Origin of the sequence: Bradyrhizobium sp. Ce-3 (genome assembly GCF_022835695.1) — a bacterium.
GTDB lineage: Bacteria > Pseudomonadota > Alphaproteobacteria > Rhizobiales > Xanthobacteraceae > Bradyrhizobium.
Map to the genome: position 1 here is coordinate 705,926 of NZ_BQUV01000002.1, position 25,094 is coordinate 731,019.

Sequence of the window (25,094 nt, forward strand, 5' to 3'; positions counted from 1 at the left end):
GCGGCTCTCGCCTGCGATCGGTGTGGCTACGACGCCTTGCCGACCGTATCGGCCATCGTTGCGCCACGTGTTCCGAGCGGCTTGCGGCGGCCCTCGGTCGAATCGATTGCGGTCTGATGCTCGATTTCCGAATTCAGTTCCGCCCCGCACAGCACGATGATGGCAGACATCCACATCCAGGTCATCAGGCCAATGGCCGCCCCCAGCGAGCCATAGGTCGCATTGTAGTCGCCGAAATTCGCGAGGTACCAGGACAGCAGCGCCGACCCGATCAGCCACAGCACGGCCGCCGTGACCGCGCCGACGCTCAGCCATTGCCAGCGCGGCTTGGTTCGGCTGGGGCCATAGCGGTAAAGCACGGCGAGTGCGACGAGCAGCAGCAGCACCAGAACGGGCCACCGTCCGAACCGGATGACCAGCTCGGCCCGTGCGCCCAGTCCAACCTGCTGCAGCAGAAGCGGGACCACGACCACCGCTCCTACCATCAGCATGATCGAGATGAGCGCGGCGACCGTGAATGAAAGAGACATCAGGTTGAGTTTGACGAAGCCGCGCTTTTCCTTCTCGTCATGGACGACGTTGAGCGCATCGAAGATCGCCTTCATTCCGGCATTGGCGCTCCAGATCGCGATGAGCAGTCCGACGGCAAAGGTAAGGCCGAGCGTCGAAGAGCCCTTCGCGAGCACGCGGGCGATCTGGTCCTGGACGATCGCGAATGAGCCCTCCGGCAGCATCAAGGCGAGCCTTCGCAGATTCGATGCGATCGTGGATGGATCGGCAAACAGCCCGTAGCTCGAAACCAGCGCGGTGATGGCCGGAAAGATCGCCAGCAGGCCGTAGAACACGACGCCGGCGGCGGTCGCCAGCAACCGGTCCTCGTCGATCTGCTGATAGGTCCGCAGCAGGATGTCCTTCCAGCCGGCAGCCGGAATTTGGACCGGCGTGTCAGCCAGTCGTCCGCGATCCTGCGTTTCGGCCAACGCAGGTTCGACGCCCTGCGCTCGAACGGACGGCCTCTCCGTGCGGGACACATGGCGATAGATCGCCAAGGTCGCCAGCGCCGTTGCCCCGGCGAGCATCAGGTCGTTCGGCCAATTCGAGCGCTGAGCCATTGCTAGTCCTGGACGGCGTCGTGCCGACGCCCGAGCCGCGATCCGGCGAACCAGCCGACCAGCATCACGGCAGCCCCGGCGGCCAGTGCCCGGGTCGTGACGTCGGCTCTCGCCGTTGCTCCCGTTCGGGAGATGGCGATCAGTCGCGCCGCGACGGGCACGGCGATCGATCGCTTGAGCATATCGGCCTGTCGGCTCGGGCGAGGCACGGCGGGCGGCGGGCGTGCGAGCAGCATGCGGCCCGCCACCAGCCCCGCGAGCCCGAGGAGAAGAAATGCGCCCCCGACCACGGCATAGCCGATCCAGATGCCGTACCGCACCTCAAGGGCGTGGAAGCCGGCGGCCACGGCGACGCCGGTCGCAATCAGGAGCGAGACCGCACCAACCAGCATCAGGCCGCATGCCAGCGCGTAGCCGGTTGCCAGGTGCCCGATCCATTGCCGCAAATCGGCGAGATAGGAGCGCAAGATCAGGCTCAACGAAGACGGTCGGGTGTGGGCGCCCATGGCGATATCCAGTGCACGTCGGCATTCGACAATCCGGCAGGATGATCGGCGTTCCTAACCGGCCACGCCCGCACCGCCCCACACCGGGCCGGGATGCTCAATGGGTCGAAGGGAAATTCGCGCGTGGCGGCGGCGAGCTCGGAAATGGTCTCGCCACCATGAGCGTGGCGCGCTCGTCGGTTTCCAGCGCGATCTTTTGGGCAAGCATCACATCGCCCGCCACGAGCGGGCCGACAGGCCGGAAGCACCAGCCGAGCACAACGCGGTCCCGGCCGTCCAACTCATAGACATTGGTCGAAATCCCGTAGCAAATCCGGTAGCGCTTGCCGGACTCCGAGCCGATGACGTCGAAGCGCCTGTGCTTTTCGAACTGCGCCCGCTGTTCGGGCGACAGCCACGCCGACAACAGCGCAAGGCCGCGGGACTCCCTTTGTTCATAGGCCTGCCAGCGATCCCAGATCGCGGCCAACGTCGCACGCAACATGCCGGCGGCGCGCCGGAGCCCGGCCCGCAGAGACACCTCGCGCAGACGAGCGATCATGGCCTCAGCCGCCGACCAGCCTGGGGTAAAACAGGGTTTCCCCGGCGGTCGGATCCAGCGCGCGGACGAGCGCGACCTCACCAGAAGTTCTCCGCACCGCGGCGGTGTAGCCGTCCGACGTCAGCTCGGCGAAACGCCGATGCGCCCAGGTCAGTTGCTCGCTGTCCTCGGGATTGAAATGCTGCCGCGTGTCGCCGCTGTGATCCATCACCAAGATCGTCGCCATCGTTGTCTCCCTTGAAAGGCATTCACAACTGCATCAAACCACCGGCACGGGCGTCGTCGGTCGGCCGCCCATCCATTCCGGCAGCGCGGCGCCGTCGCGATGCCGGCCGCCCGCGCAGGCGGCGGCCCACGCGGCGACCGCACCGAACAGCAGCGCGGCTGCAATGGAGAACGCCAGCATCACCGCGCTGCGCCGCGATCGCTGGATCGCGGTCCTGGCATCGCCGATCACGCTATCGACGCGCTTCTCGGCCTCGCCGGCGGCCAGACCGGTCGCGGCCGCGACCTGCTGGATCAGATAGCTGCGATCCTCACTGCTGACGCCGCTATGGCCGGAACTGGTCAGCAGGATGCGGCCCGCCTCTGCCCGCTCATAGCCGATATCGATATTGGCCGGACGCCGCAGCGACCGGTACAGGCGGTCGAGCTCGGCGCTCAACAGCGGCTCCGCCGCCGTCGCAGACGGCCGGTTCTGCACCACCGGGCGCGCGGTCGACAGGCCGACCAGTGCGACGATTGCAGCCCCCACGATGACAGCGAGCGCCCAAGCGGTCAGACCATGAAGTCCGTCGCTGCCTTCGATCACGTCGGACGCTGTCGCGCCGATCACACGTTGCGAACGGCCGGCGATGTAGCCTCCGACGCCAAAGCTGACCAGCGCCTGCAGGATCAGAAACAGCCCGGATAGCAGCGCGAGCGCCGCCGACGCGTCACGCCATGACGGCGAGCTCGAGCTGACGCCCAGCCCGACTGCCGCACCGAAGCCGATCAGGATTATCGACAGCGCCGCCGCAGCCAGCGCGCCGGCAAACACCGGACTCCATTGCAGCCGAAAGCCGATCCTGTTGTCGGCGGACACGGCAAGCCCTCGCTCATTCTCCATGGCGCGCCTACCGCAGTCCGAAGAACGATAATATCGCCAGAATGACCACGATCAGTCCCACCAGATAAATCAGCTGGTTCATCCGAGCCTCCTTGCTCAATTCGTCCTGACAATCTGTCCGAGAAGCCAAAGTTCCTACGCGTCGAACCGACGCGATGCGTCGCCTGCAACGAAAAGGGCCCCGCCGAAGCGAGGCCCTTCTGATGACGCAGCGGGATGTGCTCAGGACTTGCTAGTCATCCCAATCGTGACCACGGATCACGACGCCACGGTCGCGGTAGTAGTCGCGATGCTGATACCAGCCGCGGTGCCAGCCGCGATCGTGCTCGCGGTACACACCGATGCGCGGACCGTCATATCGATCGCCGTAGTAGCCGTGGCCGCCGCCGACGTAGACGCCCACACCCTGCGCGCTGGCAATGGTCGGTGCCGCTATCGAAAGTGCCGCGATCGCGGCAAGAGCGTAAGTAAGCTTCGTCATGGCATCCTCCTTTTCAGTCCCACGTGACAACGACCGGCGTCCGCGCATGTTGCAGGAACAACTTCGGAACTTTCCTGAACGCCTGTTCAACATCGTGGCGGGTTCGGTGCGATCGGCATTGCGATCGTCGGGAACCTCGACTGCGTTCCAGTTCGCCGGACCGTGGAGGCTCCCTGCACTCAGATCGTGATGCGGTCGAAGTCGATGGCGACGCGGCTGTTCGTGAAGATCTCCGTTGCCTCCGCCAGAATGTCCTCGTCCGGATAGCGGCCCGAGATGTGCGTGAGGACAAGCTGCTTGACCCCGCTCCGCGCCGCAAGCGCAGCAGCTTCGGCCGCCGTCAAATGCCCGTACTCGCGCGCGGTGGCTGCGTCACGCGCCAGAAACGTCGCTTCGATCACCAGCACGTCGGCGTCCCTGACGTGGTCGTCCAGACCCTCGGTGGTTTCGGTGTCGCCGACGATGACGAGCTTCTGTCGTCCTTCGGCGGGGCCGAGCACCTGCTCGGGATCGATGGTCCGGCCGTCGTCCAACCGTACCTGCCGTCCCTCCGCGAGCTCCCTTCGAACCGGCCCATCCGGCACGCGCAGCGCCGTGAGCCGGTCCGGCAGGAGATGCCGGCGGATCGCGCTCTGGAACGAGAAGGCGAAGCTGTCGGTCTCGCGGTGGCGGACCGGAAAGCAATCGACGGTGAAGTCGCCGGCGTCGAGCACACGCCCCTCGATCAATGGCACGAGATCGAGCGGGATCGGCGCCCGGCCCTCGCCCCAGAGCCCCGCCAGCATGCGGACCACGACATCGAGCGTGCCGGCCCCGCCATGGATCGTCATCGCATCGGAGCTTTGCCGCAACCGGAGCGTCGAAAACAGCCCGGGAATGCCGAGCACATGATCGAAATGCCCGTGGGTCAGCAGCAGGCGATCGAGCCGGCGAAAGCCGGCGCCACTGCGCAGCAGCTGGCGCTGCGTTCCCTCGCCGCAATCGATCAGGATACGATGGCCGGCCGCCTCGACCAGAATGCCCGGGTGGTTGCGCTCGGGCGACGGCACGCTTGCCGACGTTCCCAGAAAAGTCAGCGCGAACATCGCAACACCTCTCGGACAGCCGACGGCTTCATGCCCCGGTTGGAGGAGCCTCTGATGGCAGCCTCGCCCCGCATGTTCAAGCGCTGCGACGTCCGTGGTGTTGGCGGGGCCGGGCTTCGCCTGCGCGGTCGGCGCCGCGGCCTTCTCAGCCTTTCAATCGGATCACAGCCGCAGGCATCGGAACAGTTGCGCCAACGCGGTGTTGGCGGATTGGGCACGGCGCTCGAGGACCTCGGCAGCGGTGGCGTAGTTGCGTGCCAGGATCTGAAGCGCGCGGCGGGCATCCGGCAGCGTGGACTGCTCCGCCATCTCCAGGCACTGATGCTCGAAGTATCTGAGCTCCTCAAGTTCGGTCATTTCGATTCGTCCGGTTGGTTCTGCATCTTCGAACCCAGTGCGCTGGCGAGCCAGTGAAAGTTTGGCAAGATTGTTGCGAAGCCCCGACGATCTGTTCGGAGTGTTTCTGGACGCATGATTTGATAATCACCGCTCCGTGACTGCGGCGGATACAGGAGGCGCGAATCGACAAGCACGCTCGATCGCTCCAGAATGCCTGAGTCTCGCTTCAGAGGCATTTCACTTGAGCCGGCCACCGCCGGCACGGCATCGAGTTGGCCTTGTTGAACCAGATGAAGAAACGCGATTGGGCCTTCGTGGTGGCCTGTGTGGCAGGCGCCGTGCTGTTCGGCGTCTGGAGCGTCCAGATGGGTCTCGCGTTTCATCGATCCCAGCAGGCCGCGACCGACCTCTCCAGCTCGCGCCGGCAGAGCCCGGATGGTTCTTCCGCGCATCGCGACTAGGCCCAAGCCAGACCCGCGGCGACGGGGGCGTCCTCGTCGTCCGTCCTCGCAGGCGTGAGCCTCCGGCGGCGCGTGCTGTCCTTGGCGCGACGGTGCCGAATGCCAAATCGGTGCAACGCCATCGGCACCTGCCGCAGCAGGCCGCGAGCAAACGCCATGGCCTGCCTGACCAGCACCATGGCGGTGGCCACGCGCGTGAACAGGCCGATCAGGAAGATCATCGAGAGGATGTCGATATAGGCCAGCGCGTCGCCGACCAGCATCAATTCGGGAGGCAGCGGAATCCGGTGCCAATAGGCACCGATCACGATGACCACCGGGATCAGCGCAATCAGCTTGCGCAATGTCAGCCGGTCGAGCAACGCCGCGAGATCGACGACCAGGACCTGCCAGAGCCAGTCGCCAAGCGCCGCCGGCTTGTCGATCGTCCAACTCTTCCACAACGGCTGCCATAGCCGCAGCCACACCCGTTTCCACATCGCGCGGTCCACCTTGTCCTGGGGCGATAATGGCGGGCTACGGCTTGGACGCCTCGCTGCCGTCGCCCTCGGCGGCGGCGCCTTGCGCATCGGCGGAATCGGCCGATGGGAAAATGCGCTCGTAGTTCGCGCGGGCCTCGCGAATCAGACGCGCGCGCTCCCGTTCGGACTTCGAGATGAACCTGATGATCTCACCCATGTGCTCTCCAATGCAAAGGGGACAATTATCCAACCCCGGCAATGCAACCATCGTGCCTGACGGCCGCGTGGCCGGCGTCCATGCTCCGCTCAGCGGATCGCCCGCGGCGGCACCCTCTGCTGGCTGAACGCAACGCGCGGATTGATGCCGCAGCTGGCAGCGCGGCCTGACGCCGACGCCTGGCACTGCTGGTAGGTCTGGTAGCCGCAATAGCCGGGATATCCCTCCTCCTTGCCCTGGATGCACCAGGGATAGTCGTAGGGGTCGGCCGTCGCCGGCTGCGCGGCGCCGACAATCCAGCTCGTCCCGAGCGCCGCGAACGCCAGAATTGCCCATTTCGACCTGCGCATGATGCTGCTTCCTTCCTCGATCGGCACCCAGCCGTTGATCTAGGTACGCCGGCCGGATCTGCGAGGTTTCTGGGTCGCCGCCTCAAGAAGCTGTGACCCGGGCGTCAGGCCATATGTGAGGCGCGTTTCAGGCGGGCGGCCGCCCGAATGCGCAAGGGACCGCACAAAAAAATACGAGGCCCGGTGTGCCTAGGAGCCCGGGCCTCGTATCTGATGTCCCCCGCCTCAGTGGCGGATCAGGAGCTGTGGTTACGCGAGCTTGTCCGCGCGATCTATCCCGGATGACTACGGGGTCGGACGCGCGTAAGGCCTCACTTGCTGTAGCTGTAGAATCCCTGCCCTGTCTTGCGGCCGAGATGACCGGCATCGACCATCTCCTTCAGCAGCGGCGCCGGCCGGTATTTGGGATCGTTGAAGCCGGTGTAAAACACCTCCATCACCGACAGCATCGTGTCGAGCCCGATCAAATCGGCGAGCGCGAGCGGGCCGATCGGATGGTTGCAGCCGAGCTTCATGCCGGCGTCGATCTCCTCCGCGGTCGCGATGCCTTCCTGCAGCGCGAAGATCGCCTCGTTGATCATCGGGCACAGGATGCGGTTCACCGCAAAGCCCGGGCTGTTCTTGGCGGTGATCGCGACCTTGCCGACGCGCTTGGCGAAGGCTTCGGCCTTGGCGACCGTGTCGTCCGAGGTCTGCAAGCCGCGGATCAATTCGAGCAGCGCCATCACCGGCACCGGATTGAAGAAGTGCATGCCGATGAAGCGGTCGGGACGATCGGTCGAGGCCGCAAGGCGGGTGATCGAGATCGACGAAGTGTTGGTCGCGACCAGCGTGCTCGGCTTCAGCCCGGCACACAGATCCTTCAGGATCTTGATCTTCAACTCCTCGTTCTCAGTCGCGGCTTCGATCACGAGATCGCAGGCGGCGAGCTTCGACTTGTCGGTGGTTGCATCGATGCGCCCGAGCGTCGCGTCGCGATCGGCCGCAGTCATCTTCTCCTTGGCGACCAGGCGATCGAGGCTGGTCCCGACGGTCTTCAGGCCGCGTTGCACCGCCGCGTCGGAGATATCCACCATGGTGACACCGAGCCCCGCTGCCGCGCAGATCTGCGCGATGCCGTTGCCCATGGTCCCGGCGCCGATAATGCCTACCGTCTCGATCATTGTTTCAGTCCCTCGTCGCTTGCGCGGCCGCGCGGCCACGTCGTCAAACACGGCGGACCATGGGTCCGCGGCTGGCGCATGAATAGCAGTCCGGCCGCACGGCCGATACAGCATCCGACGGTATTCTGGTGAGGTCTATTCGGGGCGCGGCGGCAACGGCCGCCGCGGCGGAACCGCGGTACGTGACGGCACGTCCGTCCGGGATGGCTCCGCCCTGCGCGACGGCTCGAGCGCGCGGTTGAGCCGCACGATCCACCAGGCCAGCCGCCCGTAGCTGCGGCGCAGCGCCGGTACGAGCCCTTCATCGATGTCCTGGTCACGATCCATACCCCTATCGTTAACGTGCATCCTTGAAGGAACGGTGAGCATCATCACGTACAGCGCGGGCAACCGTTAGGAAGTTGGCAACTATTTCGCGCAAGCCTCCCCGGGTTGACGGCGCAGGCATCGGTAATCTCCCGGATTGCGGGCGGAAGGCCTTGCGCCGCAGCATCGCCTTGCCGGTGCGACTCGCATTTAGTTGATCGAATTTTCCGCGGCGCGCCGCGACATAAGGAAATTAGACGACGAGGGCTACGCCCATGCTTGCTGAAAAATTCATTTTGCTGCTCGAGACGTTGCTTAACGGCCAGACCCATTCAGACGGAAGCCCGCGCGTGGTGAGCACCTCGCCCCACGTCCCGGTCAAGCTCCCGAGTGGAAACCGACAGGACGGCAACCGCCCTCGCTAGCTTCCTGCCGAGGCAGGTCGGTCGTGACATGCCGGCGCGAGCCCCTCGCCCGTGATCCAGCTCATAGTTGGCGACGGTGAGCCACGCTACATCACACCCGCAACGAAGCGGTGCGGCATGGACGACGAGACCGACAGCAAGACCGATTTCGGCGGCATCGCGGTCGCAATCTGCGTCGCGGCCTACACCGCGATCATGCTTGCCTATCTTGCCCAAAACGATCTCGGCCTGAGCGCGACGCAGACACGTCATCTCTCGATGGCGGCCGCGCTGTTCCTCGCGCTGCCGATCGCGCTGGATCTGCTGCGCGCCGGACCCGGCAACGCGCGCTGACGCCGGCGGCGCCGCGCCAGCCGGGCCCGATCTCCCCCACCGCAAGCGCGCCTGCGCAACATAGCGCTAGGTGAAGCGACGCGAATCAGCGTTAGTTTGCAACTGATCGCTTCGTGGGATTTGGCGGCATGACCCAGCCCGACGTGTTTGATCACAAAGTTCTGGATCAGAAGGTTCTGGACCAGAACATTCGCGAACTGCAGGAGTGGCTCCGCAAAGCCTGGCAGCAACTCGCGGACCCTTCGCTCACCGCCTTCTCGCGCCGCGAATTGCGCAACCAGATGAAGCAGTGCAACGCCGATTTGCGCGTGCAGCTGCAGGCCGCTTCGAAGCAAATGCTCGGGCAGCCCGCCTCGTCCGGCAAGAAATTCGCGAGGCCCGAGCTGCGGATCCTCGCCTGACGCGTTTCCCGAGCGAACCGGAATCCCGGTTGGCGTGAAGAAAAGCCGTCAAAACAAAACGCTGGAGGTTGCCGGCAGGCGTACACACATGCTGCTGTCATCCGCGCCAGCGCGCCAAAATGCCGCGATTTCCTGCTGCATGCGCGCCATACGCACCCTCTGCTTGTGCAGGGGCCCACGACGAGGCAGAGCAAAACGGCTCCACTATGCCTATATTGGGCGCCGTACAGCGGCCGATGCCGCCAACGCTTAGGGACTCCCGTGTTATATCTGGAACTTGCGATCGTGGCGGTCTTGATCGTCGTCAACGGTCTGTTGTCGATGTCGGAACTCGCGATCGTCTCCTCCCGTCCGGCGCGACTGGCGGCGCTGGTCGAACGCGGCGTCAGCGGTTCGCGCCGCGCGCTTGCGCTGGCCTCCGATCCCGGAAAATTCCTGTCCACGGTGCAGATCGGCATCACCCTGATCGGCGTGCTGTCGGGCGCCTTTTCGGGCGCAACGCTCGGCCAGCGGCTCTCGCAATGGCTGTTCGAGCTTGGTGTGCCGGCAAACGTCGCCGACGCCGCCGGTGTCGGCATCGTCGTCGGCGTCATCACCTATGCCTCGCTGATTGTCGGCGAGCTGGTGCCGAAGCAGATCGCGCTACGCGATCCGGAGGCGATCGCGGTCAAGGCTGCGCCGGCGATGACGGTGATGGCCAAACTGTCGCTGCCGGTGGTGTGGCTGCTCGACCGCTCCGGCAAATCGTTGCTGTGGCTGCTCGGCCATCGCGAGGATGCGCAGGACCGCGTCAGCGAGGACGAGATCAAGACGCTGGTGGTGGAAGCCGAGAACGCCGGCGTACTGGAGCCCGGCGAAAAGGAGATGATCGCCGGCGTGATGCGGCTCGGCGATCTGCCGGTCGGTGCCGTGATGACGCCGCGCCACGAGGTCAGCCTGATCGACCTCGCCGCGCCCGCGCCGGAAATCCTGTCGACGCTGCAGAAGAGCAATCACTCGCGCTGCGTGGTGTTCGACGGCAACCGCGACCATGCGCTCGGCATCGTGCAGGCCAAGGACGTGCTCGACGTCTATCTCGCGGGCCAGGCGCCCGACATCCGCGCGCTGACGCGCGATGCGCCGATCATCCCGGAGACCGTCGACGCCCGCGACGTGGTCGCGATCCTGCGCGACTCCGCGGTGCATATCGGCCTCGTCCACGACGAATACGGCACCTTCCAGGGCGTCGTCACCAGCGCCGACATCCTCGAGGCCATCGTCGGCGCCTTCCACACCGAGGAAGGGCCGGCCGAGCCCGCTTACGTCAGGCGTGCCGACGGCTCCTATCTGATCTCGGGCTGGATGCCGGCGCTGGAGTTCAGCGAGTTGCTCGGTATCGCACTGCCCTCGCCGCGGCCCTACCAGACCGCGGCCGGCTTTCTGCTGCATGCATTCGGCGCGATCCCGGATGTCGGCGCGAAAACCATCGCGCAGGGCTGGGACTTCGAGATCGTCGATCTCGACGGCAGGCGCATCGACAAGGTGCTGGCGAGCAAGCAGCCGGCCTGACATTGCCAGCCGGCCGGCCTGTTGATAACGGGCAGGACAGCGAAACAGGCGGCCGCCGTGTGCTATCGGCATGACGGCTGCCGAAATCCCTCCGAGTAACCCTACGGATTTGATCCCATGCGCATTACCCTTGTCGGTTCCCGCCATTTCGGCGTGACGACCCTGAACATGCTGCGCGAGCACCACGTCACGCTGGTCAGGGTGGTCGTCCATGACGGCGAGGACCGGTTGGCGGCCGCGGCCAGGGCGGCCGGCATCGAGGTCGTCGTCCAGGCCGATCCCAAGGTGGTCACGGCCGCCGAGATCGCGCCGGGCACCGAATTGATCGTGACCGCCCATAGCCATGCCCGTGTCAGCAAGGAGGCGCTCGCCGTCGCCAAGCTCGGCGGCATCGGCTACCACCCGTCGCTGCTGCCGCGTCACCGCGGCATCGCCGCGGTGGAATGGACCATCAAGGAAGGCGATCCGATCGCCGGCGGCAGCATCTATCACCTCGCTGACCGTATGGACGCCGGCGCGATCGCCGCCCAGGACTGGGTGTTCGTCAAGAAGGGCGAGACCGCCCGCGAGCTGTGGGAGCGCGCGCTGGCGCCGCTCGGGCTGCGTCTGCTCGGCGAGGTCATCGACTATGGCAAGGTCAACGGCTCGCTGCCGGCCAAGGCCCAGGACGAGCAGTTCGCGACCAAGGCGCCCAATCTGAGCCCCGGCAAGCACTGATCGATACCCCGGTATTAAAATACCGGGATACTTCGGCGCCGGTTCAGATTCTTCGTTCCCGATCCGGAACCGAATTCACCATGATGTGTTTGAGTTCACAGGAACATCTGTGACTCCCGCGACGCAGCAAATTTTGAACACATTGTGACAGGATAAGCCGCGTCATCACACGAAATTACAGGGATTTGATTCATGCGTTCGATCCGCATTCGCGACCTGCTTTTGCTCATTTCGGTCGCTTCAACTGCCGCCCTCACCGCCGCTCCCGCATCCGCTCAGCAGCCTTATGACGGCCTCTGGAACGTCACAGTCGTCACCAAGACCGGAAGCTGCGAGCCGTCGCAGAGCTCGACCGTGACCGTGGCAGAAGGAAAGATCTCGGCGCAGGGCGCGGCGATCTCCGGCACCGTCGGCAGCGGGGGACTTGTGCGAGTCTCGATCAATGGTGCATATGCGAACGGACAACTCAGTGGCAACTCCGGATCGGGGAAGTGGAATGGGGCATCAGCTGGCGTACCGTGCAGCGGCCGATGGGAAGCATCCCGTCAGTAAGATTTCCAGCGCATCAAGTTTCTTCGCCATCGCGCGGCGGCCAGCAATTGCAGCCGCCGCGTTTTTCGTGACCGCACTCGCAAGCAGCGCGTGCCATGCCCAGTCCGGCCCGTTCGCCGGCATGGCGGGCACCTGGTCGGGCGCCGGCTCAGTCACCCTGGACGACGGATCCAGCGAGCGGATCCGCTGCCGCGCGACCTATCGCGTCGGCGGACCCAAGATGACCATGAGCCTCACCTGCGCCAGCGACGCCTACAAGTTCAACCTGGCAGCCGACGTGGAGGCTGAAGGCAGCGCGGTCAGCGGGTCCTGGAGCGAGTCCAGCCGCAATGTCAGCGGCGACCTGCGCGGTCGCGGCGGTGGCGGCAACTTCCAGGTCGTTGCGAGCGCGCCCGGCTTCAACGCCGACATCTCGATGCGCACCGCCGGCAACAAGCAGTCCGTCACCATTCGGGCCGACAGCCAGTTCCGCGGCGCCAACATCACGCTGACGAAGTAACCGGCCTTCAGACAACAACGCCCCCGGGACCCAAATCCTGCGGGCGTTTTTCATTGGCCATGCGCTCGCTACGCCGTGCGTGGCTTGCCAAGATTCTCGGCGGTCTGCTGGATGGTGCGGGCGATCAACAGCGCCTGATCCTTGGTGACCGCAAAATCGTGCACGCCTTTGTCCGTCGTCATGGAGATCACCATGATATCCGGTTGTTGCTCCGGCCAGCCGGTCGCGAACCCCGTGAGGAGCTCGGGCGCCTTTCGCATGTTGCTCGTGTTCATCGCTGAAGGTCCTATGCTGTGGGAATGAACGCCGTCACCTCGATCTCGACCTTGGCGCGCTGATCGACCAAGCCGTCGATATAGAGCAGCGTGGATGGCGGGAAATTGCGCCCGAGCGTCTCCTTCCACGCGGCGCCGATACCGGCGCCCGCGGCCTCGTATTCGCTGCGGCTGGTCAGGTACCAGGTCAGCCGGACGATGTGCTCGGGCCCGGCGCCGGCCTCGTTCAACAGCTTGATGATCCGCTTCAGCGCGGTGCCGACCTGGGCGGCCATCTCGGGCGCGTAGTCGCCCTTCTCGTCGCCGCCGGTCTGCCCGGCCAGCACGATCCATTTGCCGGGCGCGTCGAACGCGACGCCGTGCGAGAAGCCCCGGGGTTTCGACCATTCGGCCGGTTGCAAGACACGCATGAGCAGATCCTCCTGATGTGATTATTCCCGACCTGCTTAGCAGAGATCACCTGGTCCGCGCATCACCGCGTCGGCAGAATTGCGCGTTGCAAATTCATGACAGCTCGCCGATACCCGGCATCCCTCCTCACCTCGTTTCGATCATGGATCGCACGCCCTCAAAGACACGCGCAGCGCTATGGATGTCCGGTTGGCTCGCGCTGATGCTGATCGTGGCGGTGGCCGGCCGCGAGGCGACGCGCGAGGTCAACGTATTCCAGCTGATGGCCGTGCGCGGCGTGCTCGGCTTCGCGATGCTGTATCCGCTGATCCATATCAATGGCGGCTTTGCGATCGTGAAGACGGCGCGGGTGCACGTCCACATCGCGCGCAACCTGATCCATTTCTGCGCCCAGCTCGGCTGGTTCTATGCGCTGACGTTGATTCCGCTCGGCCAGGTGGTCGCGATCGAGTTTACGATGCCGATCTGGACCGCGATCCTCGCGGCGAGTTTTCTCGGCGAACGCATGACGTCCCGGAAGGTCGTCGCGATCGTGCTGGGACTGGTCGGCGTGTTCGTGATCGTGCGGCCCGCGACCGGCGCGATCAATCCGGGCCAGCTGATCGCGCTCGCGGCTGCGGTCGGCTTCGGCATCTCGGTCACGGTCGTCAAGTCGCTGACGCGAACCGAGCAGACCCTGACGATCATGTTCTGGATGCTGATGGTGCAGTCGCTCGCGAGCATCGGGCCCGCGCTCTATGTCTGGACCTGGCCGCCGCTCTCGACCTGGGGCTGGCTCGCCGTGATCGCGTTCTGCGGCACCTTCTCGCACTATTGCATGGCGCGCGCCCTGCTCCACGCCGATGCGACCGTGGTGATCCCGATGGACTTCATCAGGGTGCCGCTGACGGCGATCGCCGGCTGGCTGATCTATGCCGAGCAGCTCGACGCCTACACGGTGCTCGGCGCGGCGATGATCCTGGCCGGCAACCTGCTGAACCTGAGGCCAGGCGGAAAGGTGACGGTGCGCACGAAGTGAAGTCGGGCGGCACCGCGTCGGCGCCGCCCCACCTGAGAGGATATCAGCGAACTTCGGCTGTCCGGGTCAACCATGTTCGGAAGAACGCGAGCGCGTCGGCGTCGAACTGCGTGTGGAACGCGACGCGGTCGAAGCCCGGCGCATCCACGCAGAGTTCGGGCCACGCCTTGAGCAGCGCCGCTGAACAGGGCGGCAGGAATGAGAAATGCCAGGAGTTCGGAACCACGCGATAGTCGTGCCTGGCCGGAAGGTTGGCGTCCACGGCGGCGACGTCGCGGGGATGCACGCCGTCGCCGCCATACGCCGAGGCCCACAACTGCACCGGCACCTTGACCGCCGAGAGGCTTTCCGCGCTGAACGCGACGGCGAGTGGATCGGCGATGACGGCGGCCTTGATCCGCGGATCATGCGTCAGAGGCTGCGCGGGATATTCCTTTCGTAGAATTTGCGCGCAGGCGCGGCTCGCCGAATGCTGGCAGGCGCCGGCGGCTTTGGCCCAATCCGGATTGGCGCCGACCGCCACCAGGCCGGTATAGCCGCCGCGTGAGAAGCCGAGCAATCCGATCCGTTCGCGATCGATGGCAGCACTCAGCGGTGATGCGAGCAGCATGAAGTCGATCAGGCGCTTGATGTCTTGCGGTCGCTCGACATAGACGGACATATCGTCCGAACGGCTTAGATCGAACGAGTTGTCGCCGGGATGGCTAATCGCGGCAACAATGAAGCCGGCGTCAGCGAGTGCTTCACTGGTGTCGTGATGCCCGGCAAAATTGCCGCCCCTGCCGTGCGAGACGACGACCAGCGGCAGCTTGCCGTCCGGCAGCGGACAATCCATCACGCCCGGCAAGGTGATCATGCCGAGAACTACCTGCCCCGGCGGTTCGGCGCAGGGAGACCAGATCGCGCCGTGAATGGCCGGGCCATCGGCATCGGCGGGAATATCGAACGATCGCAGGCCGGCGGCCTGTGCAAGTGTTGCCGTGACGCAGAAGCCAATGGCGGAAAGGAATCTGCAAAGATGGTTGGAAGCGTGCATCGAATTCTCCTCCCTGTGTATTCGTCTGCTTGGCTACAAAAGGCGCTACGGCACCTGCTTGATCGCGCCTGAACCCGACACGTGCGAATTGATCCGCGCCGCGGTGCCGTGCAGTTTCACGACAGCACTTCCGGAGACCGAGATGTCGGCATCCTGGCGCGGCGCGAGATCAACATCGGCGCTGCCGTGGATTTGCGCGCTGGCTTTGTCGGCGATCAGCCCGCCGAGATCGGCGCGGCCGGAGCCGGCTGACTCGAGCGACACCTCGCGCGCGGTTCCGCTGGCGGTGACGATGCTGCTGCCATGCATGACGATGCGCAGCACGTCCGGCTTGATATCAGCAAGCTTGATATCTGTGCTGCCCGACGTGTTCACGCTGGTCCTTTGCATGACCAGCCGACCGAGGTCGGCTCGTCCGGAGCCGGCGGCACCGAGCGATACCTCCTTGGCTTCGCCGCTTGCCGTCACATCGCCGCTGCCGTGCATGGTGATGTGCAGTGTGTCCTGCTTGATGTCGGAGAGGCTGAGCTCGCCCGAGCCGTTCAACGTCCACGCCGTGACCGCGGGGCCGGACAGCCGGACGGCGAGATCGCTTGCCGGAAAGCAGTCAACCAGGCGGTCCCACTCCACCGTGTCCCATTCGAGCGTGCCGTCGTGCAGGCGCACATGGCCGACCAGGTCGGCATCGCCGCTGACGCTGGCTTGTGGCTTGGGTCCGGGCTGATAATGCACCTGCGCCGGAATCTTGATCTTGACGGCATCGCTGCCCGCCCAGTCGAGATCGACAGTGCGGCGCTCGCCCGCGCCGGTCGTTTTCGCCGATGCGCAGCTTCGCATCGTGCCGGCCCATGATCGGTAGTCGCCGTTCATCCAATCCGTTGCCGAAGTCAGAACCGTGATGACCGCGCACGCCGCCGCAATGCTCAGCGACACCACTGCGATCCCTAAAAGACGCCTGCGCATGACGCATCTCCTGCCTTGTTAAGTCGGGTCCTGTTCTGGCTTGAGCAGCCGGTAGTGCAGCCGGGCATAATTCCCGAGCATCTTCACAGCGCCGTCGAGCGCCAGCAGCAGCAGCGCACCGCCTCCGACGCTGCCGGTGATCAACCCGATACCGGCCACCGCGCGCAGCAGCATCGCGGCGATCGAGGCAAAGTGCCCGACCTTCACGAGGCTCAGCAGCAATCCGATCCCGACGATGCCGAGCGCGACGAGAACGAGGCCGATCACCAGCATGACAAGGGTCACGGCGAACATCAGTGGCAGCAGGAACAGAATGTCGACGGTGGCCAATCCCCCGAGCGCGAGCAGAGCGGCGGCGGAGTTGCCCAGACTGCGATGGTTTTCCCAGTGACGCAGCCCGGTTTCGGCGCGCAGCTCGCGGGCCAATCGCCTTGGGTCACCGAGCGCTGCTGCCACATCGGCCTCGCTTCGCCCGGAGGCCTCGGCTTCGTCGAAATAGGACATGTAGTCGGCGAGGATGTCGTCGATCTCCCGCACCGGAAGTCCGGCGAGCCCGTCCCTGAGAATGGTCAAGAAGGCGACGCGGTTCATTCAGCGTTCTCCCAGCAGCTGGTTGACGGCATCCGTGAATGTCCGCCACTCGCGCTTCTGCGCTGCGAAGGCAGCGCGGCCGGCCGGGGTGAGCCGGTAATATTTGCGCGGCGGACCGCTGTTCGACTCGGCAAGGCGCGTCTCGACCAGCCCGTCGTCCTGCATGCGCCGCATGAGGGGATAGATCGTTCCCTCTCCCATGCCGACGCCGGCCGCAAGCGCGCTGGCGATCTCGTAGGCATAGCTTTCACCGCGCGCCAACAGCGCCAGCACGCACAATTCGAGCGCGCCTTTCTTGAGCTGGACTTGGTTCTGTTCGGGCATGGCAAGCCGCGCGGTCGGACCGTTCAGAGAGAATATATTACAAGGTACCTTTCATTGCAAGGTACATGTTTATGAAAGGTAGGTCACGGCGATCGCAAGCACCGCGTCTGAAGGTGGCGAGCGTCCGGATTTAGCCCATTGTGCTATTTTATCGTCGCTGCAAACCGCGAACGCGATCGATACACAGCAGGCTTCGGCATGCGTCCCGGCGGATTTTCCACGCGGGACATCGATGGATGCCGGCAAAGGCTTTTACTTTGAACGAGCGTCCCGGGAGTCTCCCCGGGGGCTCCCTCCTCCTGGAAGCGTTACTTCCCGGCGGCCTTGCGCAGCGCCGCGTTGATGCGATCCTGCCAGCCGGGACCGCCCGCCTGGAAATATTCCAGCACGTCCTGATCGATCCGCAGCGTGATCTGCTCGCGGACGCCGGGGACGGCGACCGTCTTCGGCGCTGCCTCCGCGACCTTGGTGGTGGCGCGCTTGAACGCCGCCTCGGCTTCGCTGCGGGCATCGTTCAGGGTTCGCGGTCGCCTCGGCTGATCGGCCATGTCATCGATTCCTGTGTCTTCAAATTCCTTCAAACAACGCCGTCGACAAATAGCGCTCCGAGAACGACGGCACAATCGCCAGGATGGTCTTGCCCGCAGCTTCCGGCCGCTTGCCGATCTGCAAGGCGGCCGCGATCGCCGCGCCTGACGAAATGCCGCCGGGAATTCCTTCGGTGCGCGCCAGCGCGCGCGACGTCTCGATCGCGGTCGCGCTGTTCACCTTGACGATCTCGTCGATCACGGAGCGGTCGAGGATGTCAGGGATGAAGCCTGCGCCGATGCCCTGGATCTTGTGCGGCGTGTGCTGGCCGCCCGACAGCACGGGGCTCTCTTCCGGCTCCACTGCGACAACTCGCAACGACGGCTTGCGCGGCTTCAGCACCTGGCCGACGCCGGTGATGGTGCCGCCGGTGCCGACGCCGGCGACGAAATAGTCGATGTTGCCGCCGGTGTCGTTCCAGATCTCCTCCGCCGTGGTGCGGCGATGGATTTCCGGATTGGCGAGGTTCTTGAACTGCTGCGGCATGACCGCGTTGGGCGTCGTGCGCACCAGTTCTTCCGCGGTCGCAATCGAGCCCTTCATGCCCTGCGCCGCCGGGGTCAGCACGATCTCGGCGCCGAGGAAGGCCAGCATCCGCCGCCGCTCGATCGACATAGATTCCGGCATCACGAGCTTGAGCCGATAGCCGCGCGACGCCGCGACATAGGCGAGCGCAATGCCGGTGTTGCCCGAGGTCGGCTCGATCAGCACGGTGTCGGCGTTGATGATCCCGGCCTTCTCCATCGCCACGATCATCGCGGCGCCGATGCGGTCCTTCACGCTGGCCGCCGGATTGAAGTATTCCAGCTTGGCCAGGATCGTCGCGTTGACGCCGCTCGCCTGCGGCAGTCGGCGCAGCCGCACGATCGGCGTGGAGCCGATCGCGTCGACGATGGAGTCAAAGACGCGTCCGCGTCCGGGTTGCACTGCACTCGTTGTCGACGGCGCGTCCATCAAGCGGCTCCTTGCTGCGGGATGTGCTGGAAATATGGGGTCTTCTCTCATTAGAAGCAGCGCATCATAACGCGCAAGTGAGAAACCGGCGCGGCGCGAATTCGTTGCATCGCAAAATCAGAACCCGCACAAATAACGTAAAAGCTACGCATTTGTGTTGCGACAAGGTCAAACAAATGGGTCTATATAGACTTTCGTCAGGTGCAGCTCAGAACGCAAAGGGAGGCGCACAATGCCGGCACTTGCTGAAGTTCTGTCGACCGCAGCGTCCAGGCCCGATCCGCGCGGCAGCGATCTGCCGACCTGTCCAGTGTGTGCGGACTCCATGGTGGCGGCCGAAGCCTCCGCGTATCTGTTCGACAATCTGATCAGCTATCTCTGGACCTGCGACAATTGCGGTTACGGGTTCGTGACCAAGCACTCGGTGAAACCAATCCCGATCGTGTGCAACTGATCACCCAGGCTCACCTCGGAGCTATGTCCCCGCGCGCCCAACCGGCGCGCGTTTTCGTTCTGAAATCCTCGAACCTGCCGTTGGCGACCGCATCGCGGATGCCCCGCATCAGCTCCTGGTAATAGGCGACGTTGATTTCGGACAGCAGCATTGCCCCAAGTGTCTCGCCGGCACGCACCAGGTGATGCAGATAGGCGCGCGAATAGTCGCGTGCGGCCGGCCACGAACTCTCTTCATCGAGTGGACGCGGATCGTCGATGTGCCGGGCGTTGCGCAAATTGATCTGCCCGAACCGGGTGAACGCCATGCCGTGGCGGCCGTTCCGTGTCGGCATCACACAGTCGAACATGTCGACGCCACGCGCCACCGCCTCCAGAATGTCCTCCGGCGTGCCGACGCCCATCAGATAGCGCGGCCGATCGGACGGCAGCGACGGCGCGGTCTCCTCGATCATCGACAGCATCACGGCCTGCGGCTCGCCGACCGCCAGCCCGCCGATCGCGTAACCGTGAAAGCCGATCTCGGTCAGCCCGCGCGCGCTGACGTGCCGGAGCTCGGGGACATCGCCGCCCTGCACGATGCCGAACAGCATGTAGCCGTCCCGCGCCGCCTCGAAGGCGCGCTTGGAGCGCTCGGCCCAGCGCAGCGAGAGCTGCATCGCGCGCTCGATGTCGGCGCGCTCGGCCGGCAGCCGCACGCATTCGTCCATCTGCATTGCGATGTCGGAGCCGAGCAGAAGCTGCACCTCGATCGAGCGCTCCGGCGACAGCTCGACCTTGGCGCCGTCGATATGCGAACGGAAGGTCACGGCCTTCTCGGTCACCCTGCGCAGCTCCGAGAGCGACATCACCTGGAAGCCGCCGGAGTCGGTCAGCATCGGGCCGCCCCAGCCGGTGAAGCGCTGCAGGCCGCCGAGCCCGGCAATGCGCTCGGCGCCCGGCCGCAGCATCAGGTGATAGGTGTTGCCGAGCACGATATCGGCGCCGGCATCGCGTACCTCGCGCCAATGCATGCCTTTCATCGCGCCCGCGGTACCGACCGGCATGAACGCGGGCGTCCGCACGACGCCGTGCGGCGTGGTCAGGCGCCCGGTGCGGGCAGCGCCGTCGGTTGCCAGCAGCTCGAAATGATTGGGAACGGTCATGCGGCTGCTTATTGCGTGTCACTGAAGCCCAATCAACCCGTCGCATAACGGCGCACACGCGGCATCGTGAACGCCGGTGACCGGACCAAGGCTTGCCCTGGAACCGGCCTTCCGTTAAACAAAACGAAACCGTATCGTTTTATGTCAGGAATAAGGCGACGGACCCTGCCGCCGCGACCTCAATCCGCGCGAAACCCGACTGAGCGAGATGTTTTCACCCCACAGCGCCCGGCCTGACGGCGTCCGCCATCGGACGACAGCCGCGCGCGCAATCCGGCCAGTCGCCCTGCTGTGTGCCCTCGCCTTCGCGCTGGCGGCCTGCAGCTCGCTGCCGCGGACGCCCTACACGGCCGCCGACGCCGCCAATTCGCGGGTGCTCGATCTCGATGGGCTGCGCCGCTATGCCGACGAGCCGGCGTCGAAATTCCGCCTGGAGAAGGATACCGTCGCCCCGATCAAGACCTATCTCGCCCTCTCCGGCGGCGGCGCCGACGGCGCCTATGGCGTGGGCGTTCTCAATGGCTGGACCGCGGCCGGCAATCGCCCGAGCTTTTCGGTGGTCTCCGGCGTCAGCACCGGCGGCCTCATTGCGCCCTTCGCGTTCCTCGGCTCGCGCTACGACGACACTCTGAAGGAGGTCTATACCTCAGGCATCGCCGAGAGCCTGCTGCAGGACCCGAGCCTGATGCGGGTGCTGTTCGGCTCCGGCCTGTTCGGCAACAAGCGGCTGCGCGAACTGGTGGCGCGTTACGTCGGCCCGGAGATCATGAGCGAGGTGGCGCGCGAAAACGCCAAGGGCCGCAAGCTGCTGATCGTCACCACCGATCTCGACACCCAGCGCACGGTGATCTGGGACATGGGGCGGATCGCCGCGGTCGGCACACCGGAAGCGCTGCAGCTGTTTCGCGACGTGATGGCGGCCTCCGCCTCGATCCCGCTGGTGTTTCCGCCGATCATGATCGACGCCGAGGGCCAGGGCCGCCGCTTCCAGGAGATGCATGTCGACGGCGGCGTGACGGCGCCGGTGCTGACGCTGCCCGACGCGCTGCTGTTCCGCGAGCGCGGCTGGCCCGCCAACAGCCGCATGAACATCTACATCCTCGTCAACAAGAAGCTCGAAGGCAATTTCGAGCTGGTGTCGAACTCGACGATCGACGTCGCCTCGCGCAGCATTTCCGCGATCACCCAGGCGCAGACCCGCTCCGTGATCCTCTCGACCTATGATTTCGCCCGCCGCAACCGGCTGGGCTTCCATCTGTCCTACATCGAACGAGATTATCCAGCGCCGGAGACCCAGGGCTTCGACACCGGTTACATGCGCGCGCTCTACCGGTACGGCTACGAGAAGGCCGCCGCGGGGCAGGCCTGGACCGCGACGCCGCCCTGAGCGGCCCCCGCCTCCGGTACCGCCGAATGGACGAATCCGCAGCGGGCGGGTTATAGACCGGACGAACCCGTCCGACGCACAACGAGATGAATGGGCAATGGGATTGACGGCAACCAAGGCCAAGGCGGCCAAGCAGCCGGCCAAGCGCGGCGTGACCAAGTCACGCGGCGGCCGGCCGACCCGGGACGCTGCGATCGAGCGCGACCAGCGGCTGATCGAGGTCGCCACCCGCCTGTTCCTCGAGCGCGGCTTCGACGCGACGTCGATCGACGCGGTGGCCGAGGCCGCCCGGGTCAGCAAGCCCACCGTCTACGCACAGTATGGCGACAAGCGCGGCCTGTTCGCCGCGGTGCTCCGGCGTGAGATTGCCCGCTGGCTCGCCCCGCTCGCCGCCGCGGCGGCGGAAGCGCAGGCCGGCGGCAGCTGCGATGGTTCAGTCGAGGAACGGCTGATCGAGCTCGGGCGTCAGCTCCTGGTGCTGAACTGCAGCGCCGACTCCATTGCCTTCAGCCGGATCCTGACCGCGCAGGCGATCAATTTCCCCGAGGTCGCCAAGCTTGCCGTCGACGAAGGCTGGTCGAAAGCGGTGTCGACGACGGCGGATTTCTTCGATCATCTGGCCGACAACGGCGCCCTCGACCTCGAGGACACCACGATCGCGGCCGAGACCTTCCTCAACATGGTGGTCGGCCATACCCATCGGATGGCGACATTCGGGATTCCGATCGACATGAAGACCGCCGAGACCCGGATGGAGGTCTCGATCCGGCTGTTTCTCGCCGGCGCCGTCGGGCCGCAGGATCGCCTTCGTGATGCTGCAAAGACGCGCCGCCGGCCGGCCCGCTGACGCCTTTTTTTAGGATCGTTTCGTTGTCTTACACGTTGCCGTGATGAGTCTTGAAAAAACAGAACGAAACCGTATTGTTTAGTTGCAAAGAGGCGCGGAACCCGGATCAGCCCCCCAAGGGGTTTGGCGCCACCTTGTAACTTCGATCGTCACGACGGAGCTGCCGCCATCGCTCCGCCTGAACGTTCGGCGGCCGACCTCTGACTTACGAAGGTCGGCCGCATTTTCTCCGCTGGGCGGCGGTTCGACGCGACGGATGCGACCATGACGACGGGACGATTACACGCACTGCGGCACTGGGCATTCGGAGCGCGATTGCTTGCGACCGCGCTGATCGCCCTGCCCTTCGCGACACCGGCCCATGCGATCACGAGCTCGGCAGCCGCGGCGCTCAACCCGCCGCAGGACAGCGACAGCGCGCTCGACATGCATACGGTTCGCCGTGAGCTCGACAGCTTCCAGGCCGCCCAGATCTCGCTGCGCAAGGCGATGGCGATTGCCGAGGCGCTGCATTCCGGCGCAATCACCGCCGACATCAGCTTCGACGGCGCGACGGAGCCCGCGGTCTATCGGGTCAAGACCATGCAGCAGGGCCGCATCTGGCAGCATGCCATCGACGCCTCGACCGGGGCAGTAATCGGTGGCGAGGCCCCCTCGCCGCTGGCAACCCTCGGCGCCGAGGACCGCGACAACCTCGCGGTGCTCAAGGCGCTCCGGCATCGCCTGGCCGACGCGGTGCGCGTCGCCGAGCACACGACCTCGGGAAAGGCCATCAGCGGCGGCTTGATGCGCGAAGGCGGCAAGCTCAGTTTCGTCATCGTCGTGCTGACCGGCAGCGATCTGAAAGAGGTGATCCTCGAGCCACCCGGCGTGCGCAGACGCTGACAGCGTAGCGGGTACTGCCAAAAGCCGTTGACGGACGCCGATCTCTGTCGCATAAGTCCGCACCATGATCACCGCGACCAAACGCACCAGCAAAACCACCAAGCCCTCTGGGGCCTCGGGAGGCGTGCGCGCGTAGTCGGTCGTACAGCATCATCTCTACCCGAAGCCCCGCCTGATGAAGGTCCGGGGCTTTTTTGTTGCCTGCGTCATGCTCAAATTCGAATGGAGGACAAAGTGAGTAACGATCCCGTCGTCGCGATTGTCGGCGTCACCGGCGCTGTCGGCGCTGAATTCATCGCCACCATGGACAAGCGCGGCTTCCGCGTCGGCAAGCTGAAGGCGCTGGCGAGCGCCCGCTCGGCCGGCAAGACCGTCAGCTTCCGCGGCAAGCCGGTGGTGATCGAGGAGCTGACCGAGCGCGCCTTCGAGGGCGTCGACATCGCGCTGTTCTCGGCCGGCAGCGGCATCTCGAAGAAGTTCGCGCCGCTTGCCGTGAAGTCCGGCGCCGTCGTGGTCGACAATTCCTCGGCGTTCCGGATGGACCCGAACGTGCCGCTGGTGATCCCCGAGATCAACGCCAACCGCATCCGCGATCACAAGGGCATCATCGCCAACCCGAACTGCGCCGCCATCACCGCACTGGTGCCGCTGTGGCCGATCCACCAGAAGAACCGCATCAAGCGCGTCATCATCTCGACCTACCAGGCCGCGAGCGGCGCGGGAGCCGCCGCGATGGAGGAGCTCGTCGAATCCACCCGCGCCAATCTCAACGGACAGGTCTTTACCCCGAAGGTGATGCCGCACCCCTACGCCTTCAACCTGTTCAACCACAACACGGCGATCGATCCGGAGACCGGTTACAACGACGAAGAGACCAAGGTCATCAAGGAGACCCACAAGATCTTCGAGGACGAGAAGATCGCGGTCGGCGTCACCTGCGTGCGGGTGCCGGTGCTGCGCGCGCATTGCGAGGCGATCACCTTCGAATGCGAGAAGCCGATCACCGAGGACCAGGTGCGCGCGATCATGGCGCAGGCGCCGGGCGTCAAGATCGTCGACGATCGCGTCAAGAACTACTTCCCGATGCCGATCGACGCCTCCGGCCAGGACGACGTGCTGGTCGGCCGCATCCGCAAGGACCTCAGCGACCCCTCAGGCCACTCGATCTCGATGTTCGTCGCGGCCGATCAACTGCTCAAGGGCGCCGCACTCAACGCGGTGCAGATCGCCGAGCTCTTGCCCGAACGCGCGATGGCGTAACGGAAGCTGGAATGCGGGGCCTGCCCCCACCAGAACTACATCGTTGACGCCGGCCGGGATTGATCCCGGCCGATGCGGGCCGCCCCGCCCTTCGAACAGCCGACACGGATAGGCGACCGTCACACCAACTTCAATTGACTCCACCAGGCGAGCTTGCTCGAATGGGCTTGCGTACGACCGGCCGGTGTTACCTGCTTCACACTTGCGGCGTGCGGGCGCTGCTAAATTTTTCGCCGGTGAATTGCCTGCCTGCTGCTGGCTTTGTCCTGCCCGACGTTCGGTCGGCCCATCCCAACTGAACTGTCGTTAATTGGACCGGATATTTTAAGAAGCCTCATTCGCGGACAAGGCA

General features: G+C 65.2%; 35 protein-coding genes. 13 read left to right on the forward strand and 22 right to left on the reverse strand.

The features are described from left to right. Positions 1–26: 26 nt before the first annotated feature. From BRSPCE3_RS09695 to BRSPCE3_RS09730, 8 genes are all read right to left on the reverse strand, one after another. Positions 27–1,112 carry a YihY/virulence factor BrkB family protein gene (locus BRSPCE3_RS09695; RefSeq protein WP_244065562.1) on the reverse strand — a complete coding sequence of 362 codons (1,086 nt, stop codon included), beginning with the start codon at positions 1,110–1,112 and terminating at the stop codon, positions 27–29. A 2-nt stretch (positions 1,113–1,114) separates the two neighbouring features. After that, positions 1,115–1,618 carry a hypothetical protein gene (locus BRSPCE3_RS09700; RefSeq protein WP_244065563.1) on the reverse strand — a complete coding sequence of 168 codons (504 nt, stop codon included), beginning with the start codon at positions 1,616–1,618 and terminating at the stop codon, positions 1,115–1,117. 97 nt (positions 1,619–1,715) lie between these two features. Continuing rightward, the gene (locus BRSPCE3_RS09705; protein ID WP_375709883.1) at positions 1,716–2,159 is read right to left on the reverse strand and encodes a hypothetical protein; all 444 of its coding nucleotides are present in this window, start codon (positions 2,157–2,159) and stop codon (positions 1,716–1,718) included. A 4-nt stretch (positions 2,160–2,163) separates the two neighbouring features. Beyond that, on the reverse strand, positions 2,164–2,385 hold the full coding sequence (locus tag BRSPCE3_RS09710; RefSeq protein ID WP_244065564.1) for a hypothetical protein: 222 nt from the start codon (positions 2,383–2,385) through the stop codon (positions 2,164–2,166). Between the two features lie 33 nt (positions 2,386–2,418). Continuing rightward, positions 2,419–3,267: a hypothetical protein gene (locus tag BRSPCE3_RS09715; RefSeq protein WP_244065565.1), complete on the reverse strand. Its 849-nt coding sequence runs from the start codon at positions 3,265–3,267 to the stop codon at positions 2,419–2,421. Positions 3,268–3,499: 232 nt separating this feature from the next. Further along, on the reverse strand, positions 3,500–3,748 hold the full coding sequence (locus tag BRSPCE3_RS09720) for a hypothetical protein (protein ID WP_244065566.1): 249 nt from the start codon (positions 3,746–3,748) through the stop codon (positions 3,500–3,502). 179 nt (positions 3,749–3,927) lie between these two features. Continuing rightward, on the reverse strand, positions 3,928–4,833 hold the full coding sequence (locus BRSPCE3_RS09725) for a ribonuclease Z (RefSeq protein WP_244065567.1): 906 nt from the start codon (positions 4,831–4,833) through the stop codon (positions 3,928–3,930). Positions 4,834–4,995: 162 nt separating this feature from the next. Continuing rightward, a complete protein-coding gene (locus BRSPCE3_RS09730) occupies positions 4,996–5,190 on the reverse strand; it encodes a hypothetical protein (protein WP_244065568.1) in 195 nt (64 codons plus the stop codon). A 263-nt stretch (positions 5,191–5,453) separates the two neighbouring features. Here BRSPCE3_RS09730 and BRSPCE3_RS09735 point away from each other — a divergent pair, with 263 nt between their 5' ends. Continuing rightward, positions 5,454–5,633: a hypothetical protein gene (locus tag BRSPCE3_RS09735; protein WP_244065569.1), complete on the forward strand. Its 180-nt coding sequence runs from the start codon at positions 5,454–5,456 to the stop codon at positions 5,631–5,633. Here the strand turns inward: BRSPCE3_RS09735 and BRSPCE3_RS09740 are convergent. The 5 genes from BRSPCE3_RS09740 to BRSPCE3_RS09760 form a co-directional block, all read right to left on the reverse strand. Then, positions 5,630–6,112, reverse strand: coding sequence for a hypothetical protein (locus tag BRSPCE3_RS09740; RefSeq protein ID WP_244065839.1), 483 nt, complete (start codon positions 6,110–6,112; stop codon positions 5,630–5,632). The genes BRSPCE3_RS09735 and BRSPCE3_RS09740 overlap by 4 nt on opposite strands. Before the next feature lie 37 nt (positions 6,113–6,149). Continuing rightward, the gene (locus tag BRSPCE3_RS09745; protein ID WP_244065570.1) at positions 6,150–6,311 is read right to left on the reverse strand and encodes a hypothetical protein; all 162 of its coding nucleotides are present in this window, start codon (positions 6,309–6,311) and stop codon (positions 6,150–6,152) included. An 89-nt stretch (positions 6,312–6,400) separates the two neighbouring features. Then, the gene (locus BRSPCE3_RS09750; protein ID WP_244065571.1) at positions 6,401–6,661 is read right to left on the reverse strand and encodes a DUF3551 domain-containing protein; all 261 of its coding nucleotides are present in this window, start codon (positions 6,659–6,661) and stop codon (positions 6,401–6,403) included. Positions 6,662–6,972: 311 nt separating this feature from the next. Next, positions 6,973–7,863, reverse strand: a complete 891-nt coding sequence (locus BRSPCE3_RS09755; protein WP_375709894.1) for a 3-hydroxybutyryl-CoA dehydrogenase — start codon at positions 7,861–7,863, stop codon at positions 6,973–6,975. A gap of 96 nt (positions 7,864–7,959) precedes the next feature. Further along, on the reverse strand, positions 7,960–8,151 hold the full coding sequence (locus BRSPCE3_RS09760) for a hypothetical protein (protein WP_244065573.1): 192 nt from the start codon (positions 8,149–8,151) through the stop codon (positions 7,960–7,962). Between the two features lie 521 nt (positions 8,152–8,672). Here BRSPCE3_RS09760 and BRSPCE3_RS09765 point away from each other — a divergent pair. The 6 genes from BRSPCE3_RS09765 (at position 8,673) to BRSPCE3_RS09790 (ending at position 12,605) form a co-directional block, all read left to right on the forward strand. Then, the gene (locus tag BRSPCE3_RS09765; protein ID WP_244065574.1) at positions 8,673–8,888 is read left to right on the forward strand and encodes a hypothetical protein; all 216 of its coding nucleotides are present in this window, start codon (positions 8,673–8,675) and stop codon (positions 8,886–8,888) included. 128 nt (positions 8,889–9,016) lie between these two features. After that, positions 9,017–9,289, forward strand: coding sequence for a hypothetical protein (locus BRSPCE3_RS09770; protein ID WP_244065575.1), 273 nt, complete (start codon positions 9,017–9,019; stop codon positions 9,287–9,289). 261 nt (positions 9,290–9,550) lie between these two features. Further along, entirely contained in the window at positions 9,551–10,837 is a 1,287-nt protein-coding gene (locus BRSPCE3_RS09775; protein ID WP_244065576.1) for a hemolysin family protein, read from the forward strand. 117 nt (positions 10,838–10,954) lie between these two features. Continuing rightward, positions 10,955–11,554: a formyltransferase family protein gene (locus BRSPCE3_RS09780; RefSeq protein WP_244065577.1), complete on the forward strand. Its 600-nt coding sequence runs from the start codon at positions 10,955–10,957 to the stop codon at positions 11,552–11,554. A 192-nt stretch (positions 11,555–11,746) separates the two neighbouring features. Continuing rightward, positions 11,747–12,106: a hypothetical protein gene (locus BRSPCE3_RS09785; protein WP_244065578.1), complete on the forward strand. Its 360-nt coding sequence runs from the start codon at positions 11,747–11,749 to the stop codon at positions 12,104–12,106. Continuing rightward, positions 12,051–12,605, forward strand: a complete 555-nt coding sequence (locus BRSPCE3_RS09790; RefSeq protein ID WP_244065579.1) for a hypothetical protein — start codon at positions 12,051–12,053, stop codon at positions 12,603–12,605. Before BRSPCE3_RS09785 ends, BRSPCE3_RS09790 begins: the two co-directional genes overlap by 56 nt. 68 nt (positions 12,606–12,673) lie before the next feature. Here the strand turns inward: BRSPCE3_RS09790 and BRSPCE3_RS09795 are convergent, their stop codons facing one another. Then, on the reverse strand, positions 12,674–12,880 hold the full coding sequence (locus tag BRSPCE3_RS09795) for a hypothetical protein (protein ID WP_244065580.1): 207 nt from the start codon (positions 12,878–12,880) through the stop codon (positions 12,674–12,676). A gap of 11 nt (positions 12,881–12,891) precedes the next feature. Continuing rightward, on the reverse strand, positions 12,892–13,290 hold the full coding sequence (locus tag BRSPCE3_RS09800; RefSeq protein ID WP_244065581.1) for a RidA family protein: 399 nt from the start codon (positions 13,288–13,290) through the stop codon (positions 12,892–12,894). A gap of 143 nt (positions 13,291–13,433) precedes the next feature. Between BRSPCE3_RS09800 and BRSPCE3_RS09805 the strand changes: the two genes are divergently transcribed. Next, on the forward strand, positions 13,434–14,309 hold the full coding sequence (locus BRSPCE3_RS09805) for a DMT family transporter (RefSeq protein WP_244065582.1): 876 nt from the start codon (positions 13,434–13,436) through the stop codon (positions 14,307–14,309). Between the two features lie 43 nt (positions 14,310–14,352). Here the strand turns inward: BRSPCE3_RS09805 and BRSPCE3_RS09810 are convergent, their stop codons facing one another. The 6 genes from BRSPCE3_RS09810 to cysK form a co-directional block, all read right to left on the reverse strand. Then, entirely contained in the window at positions 14,353–15,345 is a 993-nt protein-coding gene (locus tag BRSPCE3_RS09810; protein WP_244065583.1) for a dienelactone hydrolase, read from the reverse strand. Between the two features lie 45 nt (positions 15,346–15,390). Beyond that, positions 15,391–16,308 carry a GIN domain-containing protein gene (locus BRSPCE3_RS09815; RefSeq protein ID WP_244065584.1) on the reverse strand — a complete coding sequence of 306 codons (918 nt, stop codon included), beginning with the start codon at positions 16,306–16,308 and terminating at the stop codon, positions 15,391–15,393. An 18-nt stretch (positions 16,309–16,326) separates the two neighbouring features. Next, positions 16,327–16,899 carry a DUF1700 domain-containing protein gene (locus tag BRSPCE3_RS09820; protein WP_244065585.1) on the reverse strand — a complete coding sequence of 191 codons (573 nt, stop codon included), beginning with the start codon at positions 16,897–16,899 and terminating at the stop codon, positions 16,327–16,329. Then, positions 16,900–17,223 carry a PadR family transcriptional regulator gene (locus BRSPCE3_RS09825; RefSeq protein ID WP_244065586.1) on the reverse strand — a complete coding sequence of 108 codons (324 nt, stop codon included), beginning with the start codon at positions 17,221–17,223 and terminating at the stop codon, positions 16,900–16,902. It lies immediately after the preceding gene. A gap of 308 nt (positions 17,224–17,531) precedes the next feature. After that, a complete protein-coding gene (locus BRSPCE3_RS09830) occupies positions 17,532–17,771 on the reverse strand; it encodes a BrnA antitoxin family protein (protein ID WP_244065587.1) in 240 nt (79 codons plus the stop codon). A gap of 19 nt (positions 17,772–17,790) precedes the next feature. Beyond that, positions 17,791–18,765 carry a cysteine synthase A gene (gene cysK, locus BRSPCE3_RS09835; protein ID WP_244065588.1) on the reverse strand — a complete coding sequence of 325 codons (975 nt, stop codon included), beginning with the start codon at positions 18,763–18,765 and terminating at the stop codon, positions 17,791–17,793. Positions 18,766–18,997: 232 nt separating this feature from the next. Between cysK and BRSPCE3_RS09840 the strand changes: the two genes are divergently transcribed. Then, complete coding sequence (locus BRSPCE3_RS09840; RefSeq protein ID WP_244065589.1) at positions 18,998–19,219, forward strand: hypothetical protein; 222 nt, start codon at positions 18,998–19,000, stop codon at positions 19,217–19,219. Positions 19,220–19,229: 10 nt separating this feature from the next. Here BRSPCE3_RS09840 and tgt read toward each other — a convergent pair whose 3' ends face one another. Then, positions 19,230–20,363, reverse strand: coding sequence for a tRNA guanosine(34) transglycosylase Tgt (gene tgt, locus BRSPCE3_RS09845; protein WP_244065590.1), 1,134 nt, complete (start codon positions 20,361–20,363; stop codon positions 19,230–19,232). Positions 20,364–20,571: 208 nt separating this feature from the next. Between tgt and BRSPCE3_RS09850 the strand changes: the two genes are divergently transcribed. The 4 genes from BRSPCE3_RS09850 to BRSPCE3_RS09865 all read left to right on the forward strand — a co-directional run bounded on the left by BRSPCE3_RS09850 (position 20,572) and on the right by BRSPCE3_RS09865 (position 24,742). After that, positions 20,572–21,750: a patatin-like phospholipase family protein gene (locus tag BRSPCE3_RS09850; RefSeq protein ID WP_244065591.1), complete on the forward strand. Its 1,179-nt coding sequence runs from the start codon at positions 20,572–20,574 to the stop codon at positions 21,748–21,750. 97 nt (positions 21,751–21,847) lie between these two features. Further along, complete coding sequence (locus BRSPCE3_RS09855) at positions 21,848–22,597, forward strand: TetR/AcrR family transcriptional regulator (protein ID WP_244065592.1); 750 nt, start codon at positions 21,848–21,850, stop codon at positions 22,595–22,597. Between the two features lie 264 nt (positions 22,598–22,861). Further along, positions 22,862–23,482, forward strand: a complete 621-nt coding sequence (locus tag BRSPCE3_RS09860; protein ID WP_244065593.1) for a PepSY domain-containing protein — start codon at positions 22,862–22,864, stop codon at positions 23,480–23,482. A gap of 222 nt (positions 23,483–23,704) precedes the next feature. Then, on the forward strand, positions 23,705–24,742 hold the full coding sequence (locus BRSPCE3_RS09865) for an aspartate-semialdehyde dehydrogenase (protein ID WP_244065594.1): 1,038 nt from the start codon (positions 23,705–23,707) through the stop codon (positions 24,740–24,742). Positions 24,743–25,094: the final 352 nt, after the last annotated feature.

Bases quoted from the DNA above. Each gene is read 5' to 3' on its own strand.
- BRSPCE3_RS09695 (WP_244065562.1), bottom strand. From the start codon at position 1,112: ATGGCTCAGCGCTCGAATTGGCCGAACGACCTGATGCTCGCCGGGGCA.
- BRSPCE3_RS09700 (WP_244065563.1), bottom strand. From the start codon at position 1,618: ATGGGCGCCCACACCCGACCGTCTTCGTTGAGCCTGATCTTGCGCTCC.
- BRSPCE3_RS09705 (WP_375709883.1), bottom strand. From the start codon at position 2,159: ATGATCGCTCGTCTGCGCGAGGTGTCTCTGCGGGCCGGGCTCCGGCGC.
- BRSPCE3_RS09710 (WP_244065564.1), bottom strand. From the start codon at position 2,385: ATGGCGACGATCTTGGTGATGGATCACAGCGGCGACACGCGGCAGCAT.
- BRSPCE3_RS09715 (WP_244065565.1), bottom strand. From the start codon at position 3,267: ATGGAGAATGAGCGAGGGCTTGCCGTGTCCGCCGACAACAGGATCGGC.
- BRSPCE3_RS09720 (WP_244065566.1), bottom strand. From the start codon at position 3,748: ATGACGAAGCTTACTTACGCTCTTGCCGCGATCGCGGCACTTTCGATA.
- BRSPCE3_RS09725 (WP_244065567.1), bottom strand. From the start codon at position 4,833: ATGTTCGCGCTGACTTTTCTGGGAACGTCGGCAAGCGTGCCGTCGCCC.
- BRSPCE3_RS09730 (WP_244065568.1), bottom strand. From the start codon at position 5,190: ATGACCGAACTTGAGGAGCTCAGATACTTCGAGCATCAGTGCCTGGAG.
- BRSPCE3_RS09740 (WP_244065839.1), bottom strand. From the start codon at position 6,112: ATGTGGAAACGGGTGTGGCTGCGGCTATGGCAGCCGTTGTGGAAGAGT.
- BRSPCE3_RS09745 (WP_244065570.1), bottom strand. From the start codon at position 6,311: ATGGGTGAGATCATCAGGTTCATCTCGAAGTCCGAACGGGAGCGCGCG.
- BRSPCE3_RS09750 (WP_244065571.1), bottom strand. From the start codon at position 6,661: ATGCGCAGGTCGAAATGGGCAATTCTGGCGTTCGCGGCGCTCGGGACG.
- BRSPCE3_RS09760 (WP_244065573.1), bottom strand. From the start codon at position 8,151: ATGGATCGTGACCAGGACATCGATGAAGGGCTCGTACCGGCGCTGCGC.
- BRSPCE3_RS09765 (WP_244065574.1), top strand. From the start codon at position 8,673: ATGGACGACGAGACCGACAGCAAGACCGATTTCGGCGGCATCGCGGTC.
- BRSPCE3_RS09770 (WP_244065575.1), top strand. From the start codon at position 9,017: ATGACCCAGCCCGACGTGTTTGATCACAAAGTTCTGGATCAGAAGGTT.
- BRSPCE3_RS09780 (WP_244065577.1), top strand. From the start codon at position 10,955: ATGCGCATTACCCTTGTCGGTTCCCGCCATTTCGGCGTGACGACCCTG.
- BRSPCE3_RS09785 (WP_244065578.1), top strand. From the start codon at position 11,747: ATGCGTTCGATCCGCATTCGCGACCTGCTTTTGCTCATTTCGGTCGCT.
- BRSPCE3_RS09790 (WP_244065579.1), top strand. From the start codon at position 12,051: ATGGGGCATCAGCTGGCGTACCGTGCAGCGGCCGATGGGAAGCATCCC.
- BRSPCE3_RS09795 (WP_244065580.1), bottom strand. From the start codon at position 12,880: ATGAACACGAGCAACATGCGAAAGGCGCCCGAGCTCCTCACGGGGTTC.
- BRSPCE3_RS09800 (WP_244065581.1), bottom strand. From the start codon at position 13,290: ATGCGTGTCTTGCAACCGGCCGAATGGTCGAAACCCCGGGGCTTCTCG.
- BRSPCE3_RS09805 (WP_244065582.1), top strand. From the start codon at position 13,434: ATGGATCGCACGCCCTCAAAGACACGCGCAGCGCTATGGATGTCCGGT.
- BRSPCE3_RS09810 (WP_244065583.1), bottom strand. From the start codon at position 15,345: ATGCACGCTTCCAACCATCTTTGCAGATTCCTTTCCGCCATTGGCTTC.
- BRSPCE3_RS09815 (WP_244065584.1), bottom strand. From the start codon at position 16,308: ATGCGCAGGCGTCTTTTAGGGATCGCAGTGGTGTCGCTGAGCATTGCG.
- BRSPCE3_RS09820 (WP_244065585.1), bottom strand. From the start codon at position 16,899: ATGAACCGCGTCGCCTTCTTGACCATTCTCAGGGACGGGCTCGCCGGA.
- BRSPCE3_RS09825 (WP_244065586.1), bottom strand. From the start codon at position 17,223: ATGCCCGAACAGAACCAAGTCCAGCTCAAGAAAGGCGCGCTCGAATTG.
- BRSPCE3_RS09830 (WP_244065587.1), bottom strand. From the start codon at position 17,771: ATGGCCGATCAGCCGAGGCGACCGCGAACCCTGAACGATGCCCGCAGC.
- cysK (WP_244065588.1), bottom strand. From the start codon at position 18,765: ATGGACGCGCCGTCGACAACGAGTGCAGTGCAACCCGGACGCGGACGC.
- BRSPCE3_RS09840 (WP_244065589.1), top strand. From the start codon at position 18,998: ATGCCGGCACTTGCTGAAGTTCTGTCGACCGCAGCGTCCAGGCCCGAT.
- tgt (WP_244065590.1), bottom strand. From the start codon at position 20,363: ATGACCGTTCCCAATCATTTCGAGCTGCTGGCAACCGACGGCGCTGCC.
- BRSPCE3_RS09850 (WP_244065591.1), top strand. From the start codon at position 20,572: ATGTTTTCACCCCACAGCGCCCGGCCTGACGGCGTCCGCCATCGGACG.
- BRSPCE3_RS09855 (WP_244065592.1), top strand. From the start codon at position 21,848: ATGGGATTGACGGCAACCAAGGCCAAGGCGGCCAAGCAGCCGGCCAAG.
- BRSPCE3_RS09860 (WP_244065593.1), top strand. From the start codon at position 22,862: ATGACGACGGGACGATTACACGCACTGCGGCACTGGGCATTCGGAGCG.
- BRSPCE3_RS09865 (WP_244065594.1), top strand. From the start codon at position 23,705: ATGGAGGACAAAGTGAGTAACGATCCCGTCGTCGCGATTGTCGGCGTC.